11 protein-coding genes are annotated in these 17,652 nt (G+C 66.3%); 3 read left to right on the top strand and 8 right to left on the bottom strand.

The genetic code is table 11. The annotated features are described in order from the left end of the window. Position 1: 1 nt before the first annotated feature. From trmA to PKB_RS23735, 4 genes are all read right to left on the bottom strand, one after another. The gene (trmA, locus tag PKB_RS23750) at positions 2 to 1,087 is read right to left on the bottom strand and encodes a tRNA (uridine(54)-C5)-methyltransferase TrmA (protein ID WP_043255077.1); all 1,086 of its coding nucleotides are present in this window, start codon (positions 1,085 to 1,087) and stop codon (positions 2 to 4) included. Between the two features lie 132 nt (positions 1,088 to 1,219). Beyond that, positions 1,220 to 2,515 carry an NCS2 family permease gene (locus tag PKB_RS23745; protein WP_043255075.1) on the bottom strand — a complete coding sequence of 432 codons (1,296 nt, stop codon included), beginning with the start codon at positions 2,513 to 2,515 and terminating at the stop codon, positions 1,220 to 1,222. A gap of 249 nt (positions 2,516 to 2,764) precedes the next feature. Next, on the bottom strand, positions 2,765 to 4,018 hold the full coding sequence (gene glyA / locus PKB_RS23740) for a serine hydroxymethyltransferase (protein ID WP_043255074.1): 1,254 nt from the start codon (positions 4,016 to 4,018) through the stop codon (positions 2,765 to 2,767). A gap of 148 nt (positions 4,019 to 4,166) precedes the next feature. Next, the gene (locus PKB_RS23735) at positions 4,167 to 8,294 is read right to left on the bottom strand and encodes an EAL domain-containing protein (protein WP_084166712.1); all 4,128 of its coding nucleotides are present in this window, start codon (positions 8,292 to 8,294) and stop codon (positions 4,167 to 4,169) included. 380 nt (positions 8,295 to 8,674) lie between these two features. Between PKB_RS23735 and ettA the strand changes: the two genes are divergently transcribed. Further along, on the top strand, positions 8,675 to 10,339 hold the full coding sequence (gene ettA, locus PKB_RS23730; protein ID WP_043255072.1) for an energy-dependent translational throttle protein EttA: 1,665 nt from the start codon (positions 8,675 to 8,677) through the stop codon (positions 10,337 to 10,339). Positions 10,340 to 10,390: 51 nt separating this feature from the next. Here ettA and PKB_RS23725 read toward each other — a convergent pair whose 3' ends face one another. The 4 genes from PKB_RS23725 to PKB_RS23710 all read right to left on the bottom strand — a co-directional run bounded on the left by PKB_RS23725 (position 10,391) and on the right by PKB_RS23710 (position 14,415). After that, the gene (locus tag PKB_RS23725) at positions 10,391 to 10,675 is read right to left on the bottom strand and encodes a hypothetical protein (RefSeq protein WP_242411191.1); all 285 of its coding nucleotides are present in this window, start codon (positions 10,673 to 10,675) and stop codon (positions 10,391 to 10,393) included. Positions 10,676 to 10,737: 62 nt separating this feature from the next. After that, positions 10,738 to 11,958, bottom strand: a complete 1,221-nt coding sequence (locus PKB_RS23720) for an RtcB family protein (protein WP_043255071.1) — start codon at positions 11,956 to 11,958, stop codon at positions 10,738 to 10,740. A gap of 47 nt (positions 11,959 to 12,005) precedes the next feature. Next, positions 12,006 to 13,871 carry an Lnb N-terminal periplasmic domain-containing protein gene (locus PKB_RS23715; protein ID WP_043255070.1) on the bottom strand — a complete coding sequence of 622 codons (1,866 nt, stop codon included), beginning with the start codon at positions 13,869 to 13,871 and terminating at the stop codon, positions 12,006 to 12,008. A 55-nt stretch (positions 13,872 to 13,926) separates the two neighbouring features. After that, positions 13,927 to 14,415 (bottom strand): DUF3015 domain-containing protein, encoded by a 489-nt coding sequence (locus PKB_RS23710; protein ID WP_043255068.1) that lies wholly within the window; start codon positions 14,413 to 14,415, stop codon positions 13,927 to 13,929. A gap of 233 nt (positions 14,416 to 14,648) precedes the next feature. Between PKB_RS23710 and PKB_RS23705 the strand changes: the two genes are divergently transcribed. Further along, positions 14,649 to 14,978, top strand: coding sequence for a TraR/DksA family transcriptional regulator (locus PKB_RS23705; protein WP_043255067.1), 330 nt, complete (start codon positions 14,649 to 14,651; stop codon positions 14,976 to 14,978). A gap of 99 nt (positions 14,979 to 15,077) precedes the next feature. Beyond that, positions 15,078 to 17,564 (top strand): Lon protease family protein, encoded by a 2,487-nt coding sequence (locus tag PKB_RS23700; protein ID WP_043255065.1) that lies wholly within the window; start codon positions 15,078 to 15,080, stop codon positions 17,562 to 17,564. The last annotated feature ends 88 nt before the right edge of the window (positions 17,565 to 17,652 follow it).

Genomic DNA, 17,652 nt, shown 5'->3' with positions numbered 1-17,652 from the left:
ATCAGCGACGCTCCAGCAGGACGCCCGCTTCCATGTGGTGGGTGTAGGGGAACTGGTCGAACAGCGCGCTGCGGGTGACCTTGTGGGTGTCGTGCAGCTGGGCGATGTTCTGCGCCAGGGTTTCCGGGTTGCAGGAGATATAAAGGATGCGCTCGAAGCGCCGGGTCAGCTCGCAGGTGTCCGGGTCCATGCCGGCGCGCGGCGGGTCGACGAACACGCTGCCGAAGTCGTAGGACTTCAGGTCGACGTCGGCCAGGCGGCGGAACGGGCGCACCTCGTTGAGCGCCTGGGTCAGCTCCTCGGCGGAGAGGCGCACCAGGGTCACGTTATCCACAGCGTTGTCGGCCAGGTTGGCGAGGGCGGCGTTCACCGAGGTCTTGCTGATCTCGGTGGCCAGCACCTTGCGCACGCGGGTGGCCAGCGGCAGGGTGAAGTTGCCGTTGCCGCAGTACAGCTCCAGCAAGTCGTCCTGGCGCTCGCCCAGGGCGTCGAAGGCCCAGTTCAGCATCTTCCGGCAGACCTCGCCGTTGGGCTGGGTGAAGGCGCCCTCCGGCTGGCGGTAGCGGAAGGTGCGACCGGCGACGGTCAGTTCTTCGTTCACGTAATCGCGCCCGACCACGACACGCTTGCCGCGCGAACGGCCGACGAGGCTCACGCCCAGTTCGGCGGCGAGTTTCTGCGCGGCGGCTTCCCAGGCGGCATCCACCGGACGGTGGTAGCAGAGGGTGATGAGCGCGTCGCCCGCCAGGGTGGTGAGGAATTCCACCTGGAACAGCTTGTGGCCCAGCGCCGGCTCTGCCCAGGCCGCCTTGAGGCGCGGCATCAGTTCATTGATGCGCAGGCTGGCGATGGGGAAGTCCTCGATCAGGATCGGCGTGTGCTTGTCGCCCTGCTCGAACATCGCGTAGTGACGCTGTTCGCCCTCGCGCCACAGACGGAACTCGGCGCGCAGGCGGTAGTGCTCGCGTGGCGAATCGAACACTTCCGGCTCGGGCGCGGCGAAGGGCGCCAGCAGCTCGCGCAGGCGCGCGGCCTTGTCGGCCAGTTGGGTGTCGTAGGCGGCAGGGTTGAAGCGGGGGCTGCTCATGGGGCGAGGAACTCTTGCGGATCGGCGGTTGCAATGGCGCGTGGTGTTTCTGGGCTCCCGCATTCGCGGGAGTGACGGAACCGAGCCGTAATCCCCGCGAATGCGGGGACCCAGAAATTAGGCGGTCGCTGATTAGGCGTTGTACCAGCCCAGCTTGATGACGAACAGCACCGACAGGATCACCAGCGCCCAGTTCAGCTCGCGCCAGCGGCCGGACAGCAGCTTGCAGGCGGTCCAGGTGATGAAGCCGAAGGCGATGCCGTTGGCGATGGAGAAGGTCAGCGGCATGGCCAGCGCGGTGACAACTACCGGTGCGGCGACGGTCAGGTCGTCCCAGTCGATCTCGGCCAGGCCCGAGGCCATCAGCACGGCGACGAAGAACAGCGCAGGCGCAGTGGCGAAGGCCGGCACGTTGCCCGCCAGCGGGGCGAAGAACAGCGCCAGGAGGAACAGCACGGCGACCACTATGGCGGTCAGACCGGTGCGGCCGCCGGCGGAAACGCCCGCCGCCGACTCGATGTAGCTGGTGGTGGTGGAGGTGCCCAGCAGCGAGCCGAACATGGCGGCGGTGCTGTCGGCGATCAGTGCACGGCCCATCTTCGGCATGTGCCCGTCCGGGCCCATCAGGCCGGCGCGCTTGGCCACGCCGATCAGGGTGCCGGAGTTGTCGAACAGGTCGACGAAGAGGAAGGCGAAGATCACGCTGGTCAGGCCGATGTCCAGGGCGCCCTTGATGTCCAGCTGCAGGAAGGTCGGCGCCAGCGACGGCGGCATCGACACCACGCCGCCGAACTTGGACACGCCCAGGGCGATGGCGGCGAAGGTCACGGCGAGGATGCCGATCATCACCGCGCCGGTTACGCGGCGGGCTTCCAGGGCGACGATCAGGATGAAGCCGAGGATCGCCAGCAGCGGTTCGGGCTTGGCCAGGTCACCCATGCCGACCAGTGTGGCCGGATTGGCGACGACGATGCCGGCTTCCTTCAGCGAGATCAGCGCGAGGAACAGGCCGATACCGGCGGCAATCGCCGAGCGCAGCGCGAGCGGGATGCTGTTGATGATCCATTCGCGGATGCGGAAGATCGAAATGACGAAGAACATGCACGCCGAGAGGAACACCGCGCCGAGCGCTACCTGCCAGGTGTGGCCCATGTGCAGCACCACGGTGTAGGTGAAGAAGGCGTTCAGGCCCATGCCGGGCGCCAGGGCGATCGGGTAGTTGGCGATCATCCCCATGATCGCCGAGCCGATGGCCGCGGCCAGGCAGGTGGCGACGAACACCGCGCCCTTATCCATGCCGGTCTCGCCGAGGATGCTCGGGTTGACGAAGAGGATGTAGGCCATGGTCAGGAAGGTGGTGATCCCGGCCAGGATCTCGGTGCGTACGTTGGTGTTGTGCGCCTTGAGTTGGAACAGCTTTTCGAGCATGTCGTGCTCCTATGGTTGGGCGTCTTTTTCAGTCGACCGGTCAGTCAGGAATAGCCGTCTTGCGCGGCCTGGGCAAAAAAGGCGGGCATCATACCAGCTCCCCGCAGCCTGGGGTATTGAGCCCGGTCGGTGGTTCCTGCACGAGCCTAGTTGGCCGGCGTCGAGGCTGCCAGCGAGGCCCGCCGGCGGGGGGCGGAAAAGAAGAAGCCCGGCGGATGCCGGGCTTCTTCGTGTTCGCGGTACTAAGGCTTAGTTGCCGTATACCGGGAACTTGGCGCAGAGGGCCTTGACCTGCTCGCGTACGCGGCCTTCGACGGCCTCGTCGCCCAGGTTGGCGAGGATCTCGCAGATCCAGCCGGCCAGCTGGCGGCACTCGCCTTCCTTGAAGCCGCGGGTAGTTACGGCCGGGGTGCCGATGCGCAGGCCGGAAGTGACGAACGGGGAACGCGGGTCGTTCGGCACGCTGTTCTTGTTCACGGTGATGAAGGCGCGACCCAGGGCGGCGTCGGCGTCTTTACCGGTGATGTCCTGCTTGATCAGGGACAGCAGGAACAGGTGGTTCTGGGTACCGCCGGAAACCACGTCGTAGCCGTTCTCGATGAACACCTGGGCCATGGTCTGGGCGTTCTTGATGACCTGCGCCTGGTATTCCTTGAACTCGGGCTGCAGGGCTTCCTTGAAGCACACGGCCTTGGCGGCGATCACGTGCTCCAGCGGGCCACCCTGGCCACCCGGGAAGACGGCGGAGTTCAGCTTCTTCTCCAGCTCTTCGTTCTTGCGAGCGATGATCAGGCCGCCGCGCGGGCCGCGCAGGGTCTTGTGGGTGGTGGTGGTGACGACGTCGGCGAACGGAACCGGGTTCGGGTACAGGCCGGCAGCGACCAGACCGGCCACGTGGGCCATGTCGACGAACAGGTAGGCGCCTACCTTGTCGGCGATGGCGCGGAAGCGCGGGAAGTCGAGGACCTGCGAGTAGGCGGAGAAGCCGGCGATGATCATCTTCGGCTTGTGCTCGACGGCCAGGCGCTCGACTTCGTCGTAGTCGATCAGGCCGTTGCTGTCGATGCCGTACTGCACGGCGTTGTAGATCTTGCCGGAGAAGCTGACGCTGGCGCCGTGGGTCAGGTGGCCGCCGTGGGCCAGGCTCATGCCCAGCACGGTGTCGCCGGCGTTCAGCAGGGCCATGTAGACGGCGCTGTTGGCCTGGGAGCCGGAGTGCGGTTGGACGTTGGCGTAGTCGGCGCCGAACAGTTGCTTGGCGCGGTCGATGGCCAGTTGCTCGACGACGTCGACGTATTCGCAACCACCGTAGTAGCGCTTGCCCGGATAGCCTTCGGCGTACTTGTTGGTCAGCACCGAACCCTGGGCTTCCATCACCGCCGGGCTGGTGTAGTTCTCGGAGGCGATGAGCTCGATGTGCTCTTCCTGGCGCTGGGCTTCTTGCTCCATCGCGGCGAAGAGTTCGGCATCGTAGCGGGCGAGGGTCAAATCACGGCTGAACATGGCGGTCCTCTTAAGGATCGGTGCTAGGGAAAGGGGCGCATTCTACCCCATGCCGCCAGTGCTGGCATATGAAAGGCAGTCATGCGGCGGATAAGCGGGCCTCACGCGGGGCGGGAAATCAGCGGGGCGATGTTCGCGAATGCCGGCGTCAGCCGAGCAGGAACAGCGTATTGCTGGAGAAGAGCGCGGCGAACTGCTCGGCGGTCATCGGCCGGCCGAACAGGAAGCCCTGTACCTCGTCGCAGCCGTGCTCGCGCAGGAAGTCGAGCTGTGCCTGGGTTTCCACGCCCTCGGCGATCACCATCAGGTTCAGGCTGTGGGCCATGGCGATGATGGCGCGGGCGATCATCGCGTCCTGCTCGCCGTGGGGCAGGCCGTCGACGAAGCTGCGGTCGATCTTCAGCACGTCGATGGGGAACTGCTTGAGGTAGTTCAGCGACGAGTAGCCGGTGCCGAAGTCGTCCACCGCAATCGCCAGGCCCAGGCGCTTGAGGCCGAAGAGGATGTGCATGGCCTCGGACACGTCGCTCATCAGGATGCTTTCGGTCAGCTCCAGCTCCAGGCAGGCCGGCGGGATGCCGGTTTCCATCAGGATGCCGGCGATGCGCGTGCCGAGTTGGCCGTCGGCGAACTGCCGGGCCGACAGGTTCACCGAGACCTTGGGCACCCGCACCTTGTCGCGATGCCAGCGCTTGAGCTGGCGGCAGGCTTCGGCGAGCAGCCAGTCGCCGACCTGGGCGATCAGGCCAAGCTCTTCCAGTACCGGGACGAACTCGGCTGGCGGAATCAGCCCGCGGCGCGGGTGCTGCCAGCGCAGCAGGGCCTCGGCGCCGGTCAGGCGGCGGCCGTCGCCGGTAAACTGCGGCTGGTAGTGCAGGACGAACTCGTTCAGCTCGATGGCGCGGCGCAGGTCGCTTTCCAGCTCCAGGCGCTCGAGGGCGCGGGCGTTCATTTCCGCCTGGTAGAACTGGAAGTTGTTCTTGCCCATTTCCTTGGCGTGGTACATCGCCGTGTCGGCGTTCTTCATCAGCTGGCTCAGCTCGGCGCCGTCCTGCGGCGAGAGCGCCACGCCGATGCTGGCGGTGACGAAGAACTCGCGGCCTTCGAGGGTGAAGGGGCGGGCGAGGCTGGCGAGGATCTGCTCGGCGACCTGGATGGCGCGCTTGAGCGCGATCTCGCGGTTGCCGAGCGCCGGCAGCAGCAGGGTGAACTCGTCGCCGCCCATGCGCGCCACGGTATCGGAATCGCTGACGCACTGGTTCAGGCGCTCGGCGACTTCCTTGAGCATGCGGTCGCCGGCGGCGTGGCCCAGGGAGTCGTTGATCGGCTTGAAGCGGTCGAGGTCGAGGAACATCAGCACGACCCACTGCTGGTGCCGTTCGGCCTGCATCAGCGCGGTGTGCAGGCGGTCCTGGAACAGCGTGCGGTTGGGCAGGTGGGTGAGGGCGTCGTAGTAGGCCAGGCGGTGGATGCGCCTTTCGCTCGCCTTGCGCTCGCTGATGTCGCTGAAGAAGCAGACGAAGCTGACCAGGTCGCCTTCCTCGTCCTGCACCGCGGTGATGCCGACCCAGGAGGGATAGAGCTCGCCGCTCTTGCGCTTCTGCAGGATCTCGCCTTCCCAGCTGCCGCTCAGTTGCAGGCTGTCGAGCACGTGCTTGAGCTGGTTGGCTTCCTGCTGGTCGGCAGTGAGCATGCGCGGCTGCTGGTCCAGCACTTCGGCGGCGGAGTAGCCGGTCAGGCGCGAGAAGGAGTCGTTGACCTGGACGATGTAGCCGGCCGGGTCGGTGACCATGATCGCCGCCGTGGAGTGCTCGAATACCGTGGCGGCCATGCGCATCTCGCGCTCGGCGCGGCGCTGCTGGCTGATGTCGCGGGCCACGCCGAGCAGGCCGACGAAGCGCCCGCCTTCGTCCCACATCAGGGCGATGCGCAGCTCCACCGGAATCTTGCGGCCGTCGGCACGCAGGCAGTCCAGGGTGAACAGGTGCACCGAGCTGGACTCGCGCAGGGCGGCGAGGCGCTCGGGCTTGCCGGTCGCGTCCTCGACGCGCTCCAGCAGGTCGTTGATCCGGGCCATCTGCGCCGGGTTGGTGGCGATCTGCTGGAAGCCGCTGCCGAGCAGCGCTTCGGGGTTGTAGCCGAAGGTCTGCTGGATGGACGGGCTGATGTAGTCGACGCGCAAATGGGCGTCGGTGGTGAGGATCACGTCGCTGATGCTTTCCGCGAGCATCTGGTAGCGGCGACTGCTTTCGAGCAACGAGTTGTTCGCCTCGACCGAGGCGGTGATGTCCTTGGCCACGCCGATCAGGCGCGCCACGCGGCCGGACTCGTCGCGGCTGAAGGCTTGCTCGCGGATGTCGAACCAGTGCCAGGTGCCGTCGCGGTGCCGCCAGCGCAACTGGCTGTCGAGCAGCAGGCTGTCGCCGATCACCTGCTGCAGGTTGCGTACGCGCCAGTAGTACTCGACGTCGTCCGGGTGCAACAGGCATTCCCAGAACCGTTCGCCCATCTGGGCGAGCTCGGCCTCGCTGTAGCCGAGCTGGCTGCCCAGGTGGTGGTTGCTGAAGATCACGCGGCGCGCGGTGATGTCGTGGATGTACAGGGTGTCGGGCACCGCGCGCACGGCGTCGGACCAGAACTTCTCGCGCTCCACCAGCGACAGCTCGACCTGCTTGAGGCTGCCGATGTCGGACAGGCTGAGGGTGATGGCGCCGAAGTCTTCCTGGCGCTCGGGCATGCGCACCTGCAGCCAGAAGTGCTGGGGGTCTCCGCTGCGGCTGCGCAGGCTGACTTCCTGTTCGACCAGGGCGCCTCCGGTCAGGGTCGCGTTGATCAGCTTGGCGCGCACGCTGTCCGCGCGCCGCGCGCTGGAGCCGATCATCTGCTGCCAGGCCTGCTTGGTGTCCTGCACGCCGAGCAGGCGCTTGGCGATGTCGTTGATCTCGGTGATGCGGATCTGCCGCAACAGCTGCGGCCATCGCTCTTCGCTCTGGGCCAGCCAGGCGTCGAGTTCTTCCGGAGTCCGCAGCGCGCGTTCGTCCAGGTAACGCCGCAGCCCGGACAGGTCGAGCACGCAGAGGGCCACGCCGACATCCTGGAAGATGTCCTGGTAGCGCCGCCGGGTTTCTTCCAGCACCTGCAGCGAGCGCTGCTCCTCGGTGACGTCGCGCAGAACCCAGACCTGCCCGCCCTGGGACAGGTTGCCGCGCAGCACCCAGGCCAGCTCGCCCGGCAACTGGGTGTCGTCCAGGGCGTGGCGGCTGACGGCGAACAGGCGGCGCTGGCCGTCGTGTTCGAGTTCGATATGTTCGGGCTGCTGCGCCTGCTTGAGCTGTGGTAACAGCGTCATCAGGTGATGGCGTCCGGCGTCGGCGACGCGGACGCCGAGCAGTTGTTCGGCTTGCGGGTTGAGGTAGGCCAGGCGGCCATCGGGGCGCTCCACCAACACCCTTTCCTCGATCGCGGCCAGGGCCTGGGCGGCTTGACGCAGGCGCGACTGGGAGTCGGCCGTGAGCGCGCGCAGGCTCTGCTGTTCGCGCTGCAGGCGGAACAGGGCGTAGGCGGCGATACCGGCCAGCAGCAGGAGCAGGGCCAGTTCGCCAGCCAGGCGCGGCAGCAGCGAGCGCCCGGCGTGCAGGTCCTCGAACAGCGGGCGTATCCGCCAGTCGCTGTTGGCTACCAACAGTCCGTCCAGGGCGACTTCGCTTGTGCCAGTGTCGGCGCCCGGTGCTTGCGGCGTGGCGGGCGAACGGGCCAGCAAGCGGTGGCCCGCGCGATCTTCCAGCACCCACGGCTGCGCGCCTGGCGGCATCTTGCCGACCCACTGCTGGCGAGCCACGTTGGCGTCCATGCGCAATATCGCAAGCGGGCCGTCGGTATCGCTCCAGGGGCGCAGGAGCACATAGAAGCGGTCGCCAGTTTCGTTGTAGGCGTAGTGATAGGCCTGACCGGCGCTACGCTTCAGCAGACCGGCGATGAAGGCGTCATCCGCGGAGGTGGGGGCGGTGTCACGCTCGATCCGTCCGTCGGCGTTCAGCCAGGCCAAACTGCTCAACGCCGGGAAGATGTGCTTCAGGTCGTCGAGCAGCAGCACCGGCTCTTCGCCCTGGCGCAACCGCTGGCTGGCGAGGGTACGCGCGGCCAGGGCCTTGAGCTCGAGGGTCAGCGAGAGTTGGCGGGCCAGTTCCTGGCTGTAGACGGTGGCGCGCTCGCGCTCATAGCGTTGCTGCCCGAGGTACTCCTGGCGCAGCTGCCAGATCAGCAGGCCGAGCATCATGGGCACGAGCAGCAGCAGCGCACTCTTGGTGGCCAGCCGTCCTGGTCGGGCCAGGCTGGCCGAGGAACGGGTGGGTTTGGGCAAGAAGCGGCTACCTGACGAGGAAACGACTGGACTCGGCGCGCGTAAGCATGCCCGGAAGCAAGGCCAAGTGCCAGCACCGCCGACGAGCGTGGTTTGCCCTTCACGGTCGCTTCCGGTAGCTTTGCCGCACGCGCGTGGTGATCAGCGCGCCCATTTTCCGCGAAACCGGCCATGCCGTCCTGCGTTTCGCCCGTCGCCCGCGACGAATGGTCGCTTCAGGCCTTCCGGATTCTCCCGGATCGAAACCGTCGAAGCGACACTGCCCCGATCACCCTTATCCCAGAAGCTAGGTATCCATGGCTCAATACGTCTATACCATGCACCGGGTCGGCAAGGTCGTGCCGCCCAAGCGTGAAATCCTCAAGAACATTTCCCTGTCGTTCTTCCCCGGCGCCAAGATCGGCGTGCTCGGCCTGAACGGCGCGGGTAAATCCACCCTGCTGCGCATCATGGCCGGCGTCGACACCGAGATCGAAGGCGAAGCCCGTCCGATGCCGGGCATCAACGTCGGTTACCTGCCGCAGGAGCCCAAGCTCGACCCGCAGGCCACCGTGCGCGACATCGTCGAAGAGGCCGTTGGTCAGATCAAGCAGGCTCAGGCACGCCTGGACGAGGTCTACGCCGCCTACGCCGAGCCGGACGCCGACTTCGACGCCCTGGCCGCCGAGCAGGCCAAGCTGGAAGCCATCCTCCAGGCTTCCGATGGCCACAACCTGGAGCGTCAGCTGGAAGTCGCCGCCGACGCCCTGCGTCTGCCGCCGTGGGACGCCAAGATCGAGCACCTCTCCGGTGGTGAGAAGCGCCGCGTGGCGCTGTGCCGCCTGCTGCTGTCCGCCCCGGACATGCTGCTGCTGGACGAGCCGACCAACCACCTGGACGCCGACTCGGTAGCCTGGCTGGAGCACTTCCTGCACGACTTCCCGGGCACCGTGGTGGCGATCACCCACGACCGCTACTTCCTCGACAACGTCGCCGGCTGGATCCTCGAGCTGGACCGTGGCCAGGGCATCCCGTTCGAAGGCAACTACTCCGGCTGGCTGGAATCCAAGGCCAACCGCCTGGCCCAGGAAGCCAAGCAGGAGGCCTCCCACGCCAAGGCCATGAAGGCCGAACTGGAGTGGGTGCGCCAGGGCGCCAAGGCTCGCCAGTCCAAGTCCAAGGCCCGTCTGCAACGCTTCGAGGAAATGCAATCGCAGGAATTCCAGAAGCGCAGCGAGACCAACGAGATCTACATCCCGGCCGGTCCGCGCCTGGGCGACAAGGTCATCGAGCTGCACAACGTCAGCAAGGGCTACGGCGATCGCGTCCTGATCGACAATCTGTCGCTGAGCATTCCGAAGGGCGCCATCGTCGGCGTGATCGGCGGCAACGGCGCGGGTAAATCGACCCTGTTCCGCATGCTGACCGGCAAGGAACAACCGGACTCGGGCACCATCGAGATCGGCGAAACCGTGCAGATCGCCAGCGTCGACCAGAGCCGCGAGATCCTCGACGGCAGCAAGACCGTGTGGGAGCAGGTTTCCGACGGCTTCGAGCAGATCAAGATCGGCAACTACGAAGTTCCGTCGCGCAGCTACGTCGGCCGCTTCAACTTCAAGGGCGGCGACCAGCAGAAGTTCGTCAAGGACCTCTCCGGTGGTGAGCGCGGCCGTCTGCACCTGGCCCTGACCTTGAAGCAGGGCGGCAACGTCCTGCTGCTCGACGAACCGTCCAACGACCTCGACGTGGAAACCCTGCGTGCGCTGGAAGAAGCGCTGCTGGACTTCCCCGGCGCCGCCATCGTGATTTCCCACGATCGCTGGTTCCTGGACCGTATCGCCACCCACATCCTCTCCTACGAGGACGACGGCAAGGTGGTCTTCTTCGAAGGCAACTACACCGAGTTCGAAGCCGATCGCAAGAAGCGCCTGGGCGACGCTGCCTCGCAGCCGCACCGTGTGCGCTACAAGAAGCTGGCGTAAGCCGCTTAGATACGAGAACGGGGCCTGAGGGCCCCGTTTTCGTTTCTGCCGTCAGCGGCTGCGCTTGAGATCGTCGAGGGTGCGCTGCTGATCGGACAGCTGTCTCTCCAGGCGTTCGATGGTGCGCGACTGCTCGTCGAGCGCGCGTTGCTGGGTTTCGAGACGCTCGGCCATGCGCTTGAGGTCGTCGCTGCTGAAGTCCGACTTGTGGATAACCTGGTTGTCGAAGGTGTCGGCCACCAGCAGGGGGCCGGAGGCGCTGAAGGTGCCGAGCTGCATTTCCGCGTGGGCCGATGCGGCGCCGAGTAGCAGGAGAAGGAGGAGCGAACGGGGCATGGCGGGTTCCTTGGCTATCGGGCAACTGGCCCAATGCTATGACTCCAACCCCCGCTTGCGGTTCAGCCCTTGACGCAGACCACCTGGCGCAGCGTGTGCACCACTTCCACCAGGTCGCGCTGGGCCGCCATCACCGCATCGATGTCCTTGTAGGCCATCGGGATCTCGTCGATCACGTCCTTGTCCTTGCGGCATTCGACATGCGCGGTGGCGCGCACCTGATCCTCTACGCTGAAGCGCTTCTTGGCCTGGGTGCGGCTCATGCTGCGACCCGCGCCGTGGCTGCAGGAGCAGAAGGCTTCCTCGTTGCCCAGGCCGCGAACGATGAAACTCTTCGCCCCCATCGAGCCGGGGATGATGCCGAGCTGGCCTTTCTGCGCGGAAACTGCGCCCTTGCGCGTGACCAGCACTTCGCGGCCGAAATGCTGCTCGCGTTGCACGTAGTTGTGGTGGCAGTTCACCGCTTCCAGGCTGGCCTCGAAGGGCTTGCGGATCACCTTGCGCGCCGCGGCGATCACCGCCTGCATCATCAGTTCGCGGTTCTGCCGCGCGAAGTCCTGCGCCCAGCCGACCGCTTCCACGTAATCGTCGAAATGCCGGCTGCCTTCCTCGAAGTAGGCCAGGTCACGGTCCGGCAGGTTGGCCAGGTGCTGGCGCATGTCGGCCTGGGCCAGCTCGATGAACAGGCAGCCGATGGCGTTGCCGACCCCGCGCGAGCCGCTGTGCAGCATGAACCAGACGCAGTCGGCCTCGTCCAGGCACACCTCGATGAAGTGGTTGCCGGTGCCCAGGGTGCCGAGGTGGTTGCGGTTGTTGGTCTTTTCCAGGCGTGGGTACTTGTCGGTGATCGCCTTGAAGCGCTTCGCCAGGCTCTTCCAGGCCTGGTCGGCATGGGCGGGCACGTCATCCCAGGCGCCCTGGTCGTGGCGGCCGAAGGTCTTGCCGTGGGGGACGGCCTTCTCGATAGCGCTGCGCAGGCCGTGCAGGTTGTCCGGCAGGTCAGCAGCCATCAGCGAGGTGCGCGCGGCGATCATGCCGCAGCCGATATCGACGCCGACCGCAGCAGGAATGATGGCGCCGACCGTGGGGATCACGCTGCCGATGGTCGAGCCCTTGCCCAGGTGCACGTCGGGCATCACCGCCAGGTGCTTGAAGATGAACGGCAGGCGCGCGGTGTTCATCAGTTGCTTGCGGGCGTCGTCCTCGACCGGCACGCCCTGGGTCCAGAGCTTGATCGGCTTGCCGCCGGCGACTTCGAGCAGGGTGGGGGCGTTGGCTTTCATGCTGGGCTACCTGCCCGTCGTTGCGGCGGGCATCGAATCTCGTGGATTCAGTAATGGTACCAGCGCAGCTGCAGCATGACCTCGTTGACCGGCCCGGCCTGGTGGCTGAACTCGCGCTCCGCGGACAGCCGCAGGCCGAGGTCGCGGGTCAGCTCGAACTGCTGGCCGAAGCTCAGGTTGCGGCGCACCTCGCCGTTGTGGAAAAAGTCGCCGCTGCCCTCCAGGGACAGGTTGCCCAGGTCGTTGCGCCACAACAGGCCACTGTCGAAGCCCAGCGCGGGAGCGATGGTGGCGGCGAAGTCGGGGTTGGTCTCGATGCGCGCGGTGCCCAGGGCGTAAGCCTGCAAACCATCGGTGAGCTTCCAGCTGCCGCCGGCGCCGCCGTTGATATGCCCGACCAGGGTGTCGTCGTGGTTGTCGCTGTTCTTGCCCAGCACCCGCTCCCAGCCGCCGGTGACCTGCCAGGACAGCGGCTTGAGCATGGTGCTGCGCGGCGTCATCGAACGGATGCTGACCAGGTCGAGGTTCTGCAGCTGCCAGCGGTTGCCCTCGTACTGGCGCACACGCAGGTCGCCCAGTTCCAGTTGCGCGCCCTGGGGGAAGCCGTAGCTGTTGTCTTCCAGGTCGTGATAGGCCATGCGCAGGCCGTAGTCGCCGAAGGCTTGGCCGTCGCGGCTGCCAGCGCCGAGCTGCCAGGTCAGCGATTGGTGGCCTTCTTCCGGTTGCCCCGGGCGCTCCACCTGCAGCGCCGGCGGCGGGTTGACGTTGATCGCGCGCAGCAACTGGTAGCTGCGCGCCGCATCGGCTTCGTCACGTTCCTTGCCGGTGGCGCGGTAGCGCAGCAGGCGGAAGGCTGCGTCCTGCACCAGGGCCTGGCGGTCGGGTGGCAGGGCCTTGAACTCGGCGCTGTCGAGCAGCTTGTCGTCGTCGGCCAGGCGCACCGCCAGGTGCTTCTCGGCGCTGTCCAATGGTTCGGCGCGGGCGAGCAGTTCCTTTTCCCGCGAGGGGCGGTAGTCGATCTTGTCGATCATCCCGGCGTCCTTCACCGCGCGCACCGTGTCGGTGGGGATGGCGTACAGCGGGAAGTGGTCGGTGAGCTCGGCGCCGGGGCGGGCGATCTCCAGCAGTTCGAGCAGACGGAACGAGCAGTTCTCGTCGAAGAAGAAGTACTTGAAGCGGACCTGCTTGAGCTCCCAGACGTGCTCGACCATGCGCCCGGTTTCCTCGGGCGTCAGGTTCAGCCGGTATTCCCAGAGGTCGCGGTTCTCCAGACGGCTGTATTCGGAGAGCTTCTCGCGGTACGGGACCAGCGCGAACAGCCCCGGATAGCCACCCATCAGGCCCTTCCAGGCATAGAGGATGCTGTTGTCCATGCCTTCGATGAAGGCGCCGAAGTTCAGCGCGTAGCTGAGCAGCGCGGTGTTGTTGCTGTCGACATCGGCCTGGTCGATGCGCAGCAGGGTATGGCCGAACATCGAGGACGGGCTGTTCAGGTAGGCCGCCGGGAACACCAGCACCGCGCTGTGCGGGTTGATGTCGTGATACCAGGTGGCGAATTCCTTGCACTCGACCGTCGGCAGGTCGGTCAGCTGCAGCTGCTGCTTCAGCCAGCGGGTGCGCGCCGGGTAGACGCACTGGGCATGCTTGTCGCCCAGGCTGGGCGAGGCGTAGAGCGCCTTCAGCGTGGCGGCCAGCTCGTGCTCCGGGGAGTGCTCCCCGTCGTCGGCGAGAAAGAACTTCGGATCGTCCACGTAGCTGCGCCAGCCGCCGAGCTTGGCCGGGGTGTAGTGCCCGATCGCCAGCCAGTAGGGTTGCGCGGCCAGGGCCTGAATACGGGATTGGGCAAGCTCGGGAGCGGCTTGCAGGGACATGCAGGCGCACAGCGCCAACCATGGCAACAGGCGTTTGGGCATGGGGACCTTGCTGGTCAGGGAATGGGGGCCCGCCCGTTGGGGCGGGCCTTCAGGCTCAGGCCTGGTCGGCGTACTTGGCCAGACGGGCGTCCTGCTTCAGGACAGCCTGGGTGTTGGCGAGGACGTCTTCGGCAGTCACGTCGGACTTGGTGAAGATCTGCGCGAAGTGCTCGTGGGTCACTTCGGCGAAGTGGGCACGGTCTTCTGGCTTCACGCCGAGTACCACGGCATAGGTGGTCAGGGCTTCGCCGTTGCCTTTGGCCATGTCTTCGGACAGCTCGTCCATCATGCCGCTGACGACGATCATCGGCTTGCCGCCATAGGTCAGCGCGCCGTTGGTGTGGCAGCCGTTGGTGCCGGTGGTCATGCCGAAGGTGTTGTTGCCGGAGCTGCCGTTGGTGGTTGCTGCCAGCACGTGGGTGGCGGTGCCGCGCTGCCCTTTGAAGAGCATCTGGCCCCAGCCGCAGCCATCGCTGCCAGGGGCATCTGCGAGGGCGCCGAGGGAAACGGTGGCGAGGAGGGTACCGAGGAGAATCCTTTTCATGGTGGTGTCTCTCTTTCGTTATTCGAATGCTTAGCCGTAGGAATCCGCTGACAGCAAACAGCGCCCGCAGAGCTTTTCGGAATGCCCCGAAGGTGTCAAGGCGAACGCCGGTGCCGCAGCAGGTCTGGCTCTTTGGCGTGACGCCGGTCGCAACCGGCTGTTGATCGGCATCAGCGGCGAAACGCTTGGAACCGGCCACACTGTAATGAGTTCCTTGTTATTAGGAGGGGGCCATGGGCGTACCCGATTTCGATCCGCGCGCGGCGCTGGACGCGCTTGCGGCTGAATACTCACAGCGTGCCGAGGCGATTCGTCGCGACCTGGGGCAAATCCATTCGCCCGACTTCGCCGAACAGGCGCAACAGCGGCAGAACGACGATGTGCTGCGCGCCCTGCTGGCCGAGGCCGAGGCCGGCATGCGCCAGGTCGGCCTGGCTCGGTTGCGCCTGGCCGATGGCACCTACGGCGAGTGCGCGCGCTGTGGCGAGCCCATCGAAAGCCGGCGCCTGCGCGCCCTGCCTGCCGCCGAGCACTGCCTGCGCTGCGCCGATCTGCAGCACTGAGCCGAAGGCGCTGCCAAGCGCCTTGCCAGTCGCGCGCGGCGAGCGCGAGAATGCCGTCAATCTTTCGCGGCTACCCGCCGCTCGACGCAAGGACCTCCGATGCCCCATTCGATTGCCGCCGGCCTGCGCCTGGCGCCCGAAGAACTGACCCGTCCCTTCTCGCCCGAGCAGTTTCCCTTCGCTACCACCGACGATCTGGAACCCTTCCTCGGCGTGCTTGGCCAGGAACGGGCGGTGGAGGCGTTGCAGTTCGGCGTGGCCATGCCGCGCCCGGGCTACAACGTGTTCGTCATGGGCGAGCCGGGCACCGGGCGCTTCTCGTTCGTACAGCGTTACCTGAAGGCCGAGGCCAAGCGCCTGCCGACGCCGGCCGACTGGGTCTACGTCAACAATTTCGACGAGAGCCGCGAGCCGCGCTCCATCGAGCTGCCGCCGGGCAGCGCCGCCGAGTTCGGCGAAGACCTCGAGCAACTGATCGACAACCTGCTGTCCACCTTCCCCTCGGTCTTCGAAAACCCGGCCTACCAGCAGAAGAAGAGCGCCATCGACCGTGCCTTCAACCAGCGCTACGACAAGGCCCTGGATACCGTCGAGCGCTTGGCCCTGGAGAAGGACGTAGCGCTCTACCGCGACAGCGCGAACATCGCCTTCACCCCGATGAAGGACGGCAAGGCCCTCGACGAGGCCGAGTTCGCCCAGCTGCCGGAAGCCGAGCGCGAGCGCTTCCATGAAGACATCTCCGACCTTGAGGAGCATCTCAACGAGGAACTGGCCAGCCTGCCGCAATGGAAGCGCGAATCGAGCAACCAGCTGCGTCAGCTCAACGAGGAAACCATCACCCTGGCACTGCAGCCGCTGCTGGCGCCCCTGGTGGAGAAGTACAACAACAACTCCGGGGTCTGCGCCTACCTGCAGGCTCTCCAGCTCAACCTGCTGAAGACCGTGGTCGATCAACTGGTCGACGAGAACCGCAGCGACGCGCAGCGCAAGCAGATGCTGCAGGAGCAATACGCACCCAACCAGGTAATCGGCCACCACGCCACCGGCGGTGCGCCGGTGGTGTTCGAGTCGCACCCGACCTACGACAACCTGTTCGGCCGTATCGAATACGCCTCCGACCAGGGCGCGCTCTATACCAGCTACCGGCAGCTGCGCCCGGGCGCGCTGCACCGTGCCAATGGCGGTTTCCTGGTGCTGGAGGCGGAGAAGCTGCTTGGCGAACCCTTCGTCTGGGATGCGCTCAAGCGCGCCCTGCAGTCGCGCCAGCTGAAGATGGAATCGCCGCTGGCCGAACTCGGCCGCCTGGCCGCCATGAGCCTGACGCCGCAGGTGATCCCGCTGCACATCAAGGTCATCATCATCGGTTCGCGGCAGATCTACTACACGCTGCAGGACCTGGATCCGGACTTCCAGGAGATGTTCCGCGTGCTCGTCGACTTCGACGAAGACATCCCGCTGGGCGACGACAGCCTCGAGCAGTTTGCCCAGTTGCTCAAGACGCGCACCTCGGAAGAGGGGCTGGCGCCGCTGACCCGCGAGGCGGTCGCCCGCCTGGCTACCTATAGCGCGCGCCTGGCCGAACACCAGGGGCGGCTCTCGGCGCGGATCGGCGACCTGTTCCAATTGGTCAGCGAGGCGGACTTCATCCGCCAGCTGGCGAATGAAGAAGTCACCGCCCTCGGCCACATCGAGCGCGCCCTCAAGGCCAAGGAAACCCGTACCGGTCGCGTTTCGGCGCGCATTCTCGACGACATCCTCGCCGGCATCGTGCTGATCGATACCGAAGGCGCCTCCATTGGCCGGTGCAACGGCCTGACCGTGCTGGAAGTGGGCGATTCGGTGTTCGGCGTGCCGGCGCGCATCTCCGCCACCGTGTACCCGGGCGGCAGCGGCATCGTAGACATCGAGCGCGAGGTCAGCCTGGGCCAGCCGATCCACTCCAAGGGCGTGATGATCCTCACCGGCTACCTGGGCAGCCGCTATGCGCAGGAGTATCCGCTGGAGATTTCCGCGAGCATCGCCCTGGAGCAGTCCTACGGTTACGTCGACGGCGACAGCGCCTCGCTGGGCGAGGTCTGCACGCTGATTTCCGCGTTGTCGCGCACGCCGCTGCGGCAGTGCTTCGCCATCACCGGTTCGATCAACCAGTTTGGCGAGGTGCAGGCGGTCGGCGGGGTCAACGAGAAGATCGAAGGCTTCTTCCGTCTTTGCGAAGCGCGCGGCCTGACCGGCGAGCAGGGGGTGATCATCCCGCGCTCCAACGTCACCACGCTGATGCTCGATGAGCGCGTGCTGCAGGCTGTGCGCAATGGCCTGTTCAACGTCTACGCGGTGCGCCACGTGGATGAAGCGCTGAGTCTGCTGGTCGGCCAGCCGGCAGGGGCCCCCAACGAGAAGGGCGAGTTTCCGGCCGGTAGCGTCAATGCGCGTGTAGTCGAGCGCCTCAAGGAAATCGATGCCATGGGCATGGAAGAGGACGACAAGGAGAAAGAAAAAGCTGCCAAGGAAGCTCCGGCACCGGCCAAGGTGGCCAAGCAGCCGGCGGTGGAGAAGGAGCGCGCTCGCAAGAAGAAGGACGGCGAGTGAGACGCTCGCACCTGTACAGAGCTTGATCATCACCGCGGCGCCCAGGCGCCGCGGTGGACTGCTGGCCTTGCCCCCGCGGTATTCACAG

Source organism: Pseudomonas knackmussii B13 (assembly GCF_000689415.1).
Classification (GTDB): Bacteria; Pseudomonadota; Gammaproteobacteria; order Pseudomonadales; family Pseudomonadaceae; genus Pseudomonas; species Pseudomonas knackmussii.
This window is presented reverse-complemented; position numbering and strand designations above follow the sequence as displayed.